This window comes from uncultured Porphyromonas sp., assembly GCF_938046015.1.
GTDB lineage: Bacteria > Bacteroidota > Bacteroidia > Bacteroidales > Porphyromonadaceae > Porphyromonas.
This window is the reverse complement of sequence record NZ_CALIXW010000050.1, coordinates 1-4,594: the sequence shown is the minus strand read 5'-3', so window position 1 is coordinate 4,594 and position 4,594 is coordinate 1. Positions and strand designations below refer to the sequence as shown.

Sequence of the window (4,594 nt, the reverse complement as noted above, 5' to 3'; positions counted from 1 at the left end):
AGTACCTGACGGTATATACCTTCAGCACAGAGAACTGGTCTCGCCCTCAGGAGGAGGTGGATGCCCTGATGAGCATCCTCGTCTCAGCCATCCACGCCGAGACGCCCCAGCTCATCGCCGAGGGTGTACGCATGCGCGCCATAGGTGACCTCTCTCGCCTGCCACAGCAGGCTCAAGACTCGCTGGCCGAGAGCATCGAGCTGACCAAAGACGGGCAGCAGATCACCCTCATCCTAGCGCTCAGCTACTCCTCGCGAGACGAGATCCGCCGCGCCTCCCAGCGCCTCGCCGCTGAGGCTGCCGCTGGTCGCCTCCGTCCCGAGGAGATCACCGAGGAGCTCATCAGCAGCTACCTCGACACGGCGGAGTACCCCGACCCCGACTTAGTGATCCGGACGGGCGGCGAGGAGCGCATCAGCAACTACCTGCTCTGGCAGTCCGCCTACTCCGAGCTCTACTTCTCTGAGACCTACTGGCCAGACTTCGGCCAGGAGGCCCTCGACGAGGCCCTCGCAGCCTATGCGAGCCGCGAACGCCGCTTCGGTAAGACAAGCGAACAAATACAACTCGAGGACTAGCCTAGGGGCTAGCTCGACCGACGATAATACGACTCTATGCACAAGAGACTCCCTGCACTCCTCCTAGGCTGTCTACTCACGGCAGGTGCGGCGACCGCTGCACCGCGTGCCCCACGCACCCTCGTAGTCAGCGCTCCACAGGCTGTTGCAGACTCCGTCCTCGCCCCACGTATCTCCTACGAGCACCCCGTGACCAAGACCATCGCAGAGGTCAAGATCACGGGCTCGACAAGCTATGACGACTTCGTCCTGGCGAACCTCTCGGGGCTCAACGTCGGGGACGAGATCCAGATCCCTGGCGCTGCCCTGACCTCGGCGGTCAACCGCTACCTCCAGGCGGGCTACTTCTCCAATGCACGCATCCTCGTGACAAAGTACGTCGGCAACAAGGTCTACCTGGAGATCCAGCTGACCGAGCGCCCTCGCATCAACGAGGTCAACTTCACGGGCATCTCCAAGAGCGACCGTGAGGAGCTGGAGAAGCGCACCGGCCTACGCAAGGGCGTACAGGTCTCCCCCAACGTGCTCAACCGCACCCGCCAGCTCGTCAAGAAGTACTACGACGAGAAGGGCTACCGCGACATGCGCCTGGACATAGAGCAGACCGACACCGAGGGACAGCCTGGCTACGTAGATCTCACGATCGACATCGACCGCAGTGGCAAGACCAAGGTGCGCAACATCTACTTCGATGGCAACCTAGCGCTGACGCCCCACCAGCTACGTATGGCTCTGAGCAAGACCAATGAGGGCTTCTCCCTAAGCGGAGGGCGCGCACTGTCCTCCCTCCTGAAGATCTTCAGTCAAAAGAAGTTCGTCGACGCCGACTACAAGCAGGACCTGCAGAACCTCATCAAGAAGTACCAGTCCTACGGCTACCGCGACGCCGAGCTCCTCTCCGATAGCATCGTCCCCGTCCCAGGCGAGCGCAAGGTGGACATCTACCTGCGCCTGAGCGAAGGGCAGAAGTACTATATCAAGGATGTACGCTTCGTCGGGAACACCAAGTACCCCAGCCAGGTGCTGGAGCAGGTCCTCGGCATCCGCCCAGGCGACGTCTACGACCAGAAGCGCCTAGAGAGCCGCCTCTCCACCGATGAGGACGCTGTGAGCAACCTCTACTATAATAATGGCTACATCTTCGCAGGCGTAGACCCCGTCGAGACCAACATCGAGGGCGACTCCGTATCGCTCGACATCCGCATCTCCGAGGGACCTCAGGCCACCATCGACAAGGTTAAGATCCGTGGTAATGATATCGTCTACGAGGACGTCGTACGCCGCGAGCTCTACACCAAGCCCGGTATGCTCTTCAGCCGCGAGGACCTGATGAACTCCTTCCGCATGCTCAATCAGCTCGGGCACTTCGACGCGGAGAAGTCCATCCCCAAGCCCGTACCCAACCCCCAGGCTGGGACGGTAGACATCGAGTACGACCTGACGCCCAAGAGCAATGACCAGCTGAACCTCTCCATCGGCTGGAGCCAAACGGGGATCATCGGCTCGGTGGGCTTCACCTTCACCAACTTCTCGATCGAGAACCTCTTCCGCCCGAGCATGTACCGAGGGATCATCCCGCAGGGCGATGGGCAGAAGCTCTCCATCACGGGGCAGACCAATGCGCGCTACTACAACCAGCTGAGCGTCTCCTTCAGTGACCCCTGGTTCGGCAAGAAGCGCCCCAACCTCCTCTCGGTAAGTGCCTTCTACTCCCGCACCACGGCCATCGACCAGCGCTACTACTCAGGGCAGCTGCAGAACTCGGGCTACGGCTATGGCTACAACAATCCCTACAACTACTACGGTGGGGGCTATGGCCGAGGCTACGGCTACGGTGGCTATGGCTATGGCAGCGACTATGGCTACGGCAATAGCTCGACGCTCTACGAGAACGCCTACGACTCCGACCGCAGCCTCAGCCTCATCGGCTTCTCGGTCGCCAATGGACGCCGACTGAACTGGCCCGACAACTGGTTCCAGCTCACCGCCTCCCTCAACTACACCCACTACCGCCTCAACAACTGGTCGTACAACACCTTCGAGAACTTCCACCACGGCTCGGCCAACGACATCAACCTCGAGCTGCGCATCGACCGCAACTCCGTGGACAACCCCGTCTACACGCGCCGCGGATCCGAGTTCTCCCTCTCGGTGAGCCTCACGCCCCCCTACTCCCTCTTTGACAAGAAGGACTACTCCGACCCCAACCTGCCGTCGGCCGACCGCTACCGCTTCATCGAGTACCACAAGTGGAAGTACTCTGGCAAGCTCTTCATCCCGCTGATGAACCCCACGACCGTCAAGCGCACGCCCGTCCTGATGGCGCGCATGGAAGGGGGCATCATCAACAGCTACAACAAGTATAAGAGATCGCCCTTCGGGACGTTCTATATGGGTGGCGACATGATGTCGGGTTCGATGAGCTATATGAACGAGACCATCGGCCTACGCGGCTACAAGAACGGCTCGATCGCTGGGGCGAACTACGACTACGCCTACAGCTACATGAAGGCTGCCCTCGAGCTCCGCTACCCGCTGATCTTCGAGCAGAGCACCACCGTATGGGTGCTGGCCTTCGCCGAGGCGGGGAATGCCTGGCGCGACATCAGCCGCTACAATCCCTTTGACCTCAAGCGCTCGGCAGGCCTCGGCGTACGCGTCATGATGCCTATGATCGGCCTCCTCGGGCTCGACTGGGGCTATGGCTTCGACCGCCCTACAGGCTACCAGGAGCGCGGCGGCAGCAATATCCACTTCGTCCTCGGGCGTGACCTCTAGGCCCCCTGGGATCATTACCTCACCGCTAATAACTCGTATCAGCAATGAAGAAGATGCTCTTCCTCCTCTGCCTGATGTGCATGGGAGTATTCAGCGCCGCAGCGCAGAGGCTCGCCCTCGTCGATATGGACTACATCCTCAAGAAGGATCCCGCCTACGAGCTGATGAACAAGCAGCTCGAGGAGCTCTCCAAGCGCTGGCAGAGCGAGGTCTCTGCTCTGGAGACCAAGGCACAGGCTGCCTACAAGAGCTACCAGACGGACATCGCCTTCCTCTCTGCCGAGCAGAAGAAAGCTCGCGAGGAGGCCATCGTCTCGGCCGAGAAGCAGGCCTACGAACTGAAGCGCCGCTACTTCGGTCCCGAGGGTGAGCTCGTCAAGCGCCGCGAGACGCAGATGAAGCCTATCCAGGACAAGGTATGGCAGGCGATGAAGACGCTGGCACGCACGCAGGGCTACCAGCTCATCATCGACCGTACCAGCTCCAAGATCGTCTACGCAGACCCCAGCCTCGACATCAGCGACACGCTCGCCGCTCAGCTCGGCCTGCGCTAGCCCAAAGCCCTACTAAGATTCAACCACAAATAACGTAATAGACAAGCTACAATGAAGAAGTTTCTGATTTCTCTCCTCCTCATGCTCCCACTCAGCTTCGCAGCACACGCCCAGCAGAAGATCGGTATCGTCAATACCGCTGCTGTCATGGAGGCACTGCCTGATGTCAAGGCTGCTACGACCCGTGTACAGGAGCTCGCCAAGAGCTTCGACGCTGAGATCAAGCGCATGCAGGACGAGTTCAGAGCTAAGGCCGAAGCCTACCAGAAGGAAGAGGCTACCATGTCTGACCTGATCAAGAAGAAGCGCCAGCAGGAGCTCCAGGAGATGGATGCCCGCACGCAGAACAGCTACCAGACGATGCAGGAAGAGCTCCAGAAGGAGCAGGAGAAGCTCATGGCTCCTATCCGCACCAAGGTAACCAACGCCATCAACAAGGTATGCGAAGCTCAGGGCTGCGCCTACATCTTTGAGTCCAGCGTCCTGCTGGCCACGGGCAGCACCGCGCTCGACCTGACGCAGGCCGTCAAGGACGCCCTCGGCATCAAGGCTGGTGCCGCTGCTGCTAAGCCCGCCCCTGCGGTGGCTGCGCCTGCTAAGCCCGCTGCCAAGAAGTAAGGCCACGAGCCCAGCCTACACCCTAGGCTAAGCTAAAAGGAGCGCCCCCCGAAGCCATCGTGCTTC

The 4,594-nt window shown here is 60.4% G+C and carries 4 protein-coding genes; all 4 read left to right on the top strand.

Annotation, left to right across the window (positions count from 1 at the left end; all coding sequences use genetic code 11):
• On the top strand, window positions 1-578 hold a 578-nt coding region (uppS, locus tag Q0248_RS07495), incomplete at its 5' end, for a polyprenyl diphosphate synthase (protein ID WP_299321124.1).
• A gap of 36 nt (window positions 579-614) precedes the next feature.
• The gene (locus Q0248_RS07490) at window positions 615-3,356 is read left to right on the top strand and encodes a POTRA domain-containing protein (RefSeq protein WP_299321122.1); all 2,742 of its coding nucleotides are present in this window, start codon (window positions 615-617) and stop codon (window positions 3,354-3,356) included.
• A gap of 44 nt (window positions 3,357-3,400) precedes the next feature.
• Window positions 3,401-3,910, top strand: a complete 510-nt coding sequence (locus tag Q0248_RS07485; RefSeq protein WP_299321121.1) for an OmpH family outer membrane protein — start codon at window positions 3,401-3,403, stop codon at window positions 3,908-3,910.
• 51 nt (window positions 3,911-3,961) lie between these two features.
• Entirely contained in the window at window positions 3,962-4,528 is a 567-nt protein-coding gene (locus Q0248_RS07480; protein ID WP_299321119.1) for an OmpH family outer membrane protein, read from the top strand.
• Window positions 4,529-4,594: the final 66 nt, after the last annotated feature.